Below are 486 nucleotides of genomic sequence, written 5' to 3' on the forward strand. Positions count from 1 at the left end.
TGAAGAATATAATGAAAGCATGAAAGGAAAAACTCCTGCTGAAAATGCACCAACATTAAATGAATACCTGATGGACAATTTCACTCCGCAGCAAAGAGCAGAGATGAAGATGCCAAAGTATTTTTACCAGGTGACCTTTAACAAGCCGGGCGGACTTGTTATGCCTATTATTGTTGAGTACACCTATGCTGATGGTACTTCAGAAAAAGTGACTTATCCGGTACAAATCTGGAGAAAGAATGACAATCAGGTAAGCAGAGCTTTGGCGACAGATAAAGAGATCACCAAGATCGTAGTAGATCCCGATCTGGAAACTGCCGATGTTGATACCAGCAACAATTCCTGGCCACAAGCTGCTAAAGCAGATAAATTTCAGGAGTTTAAAGAGAGAACTCAGGGGTAAGGCCTTGTCGCCTGCGGCGGGTTCGTCTCCGGGACCACCCCGTCAGGCTCTCGCCTGCCACCCCTCCTTAAAAAAAGGAGGGG

At 45.7% G+C, this 486-nt stretch carries 1 pseudogene; it reads left to right on the forward strand.

Annotated features, from left to right (window positions below):
* Window positions 1–403 (forward strand): annotated as a pseudogene (locus HC175_RS17905) (M1 family peptidase); the annotation flags it as partial.
* Window positions 404–486: the final 83 nt, after the last annotated feature.

Source organism: Salinimicrobium oceani, from assembly GCF_012037645.1.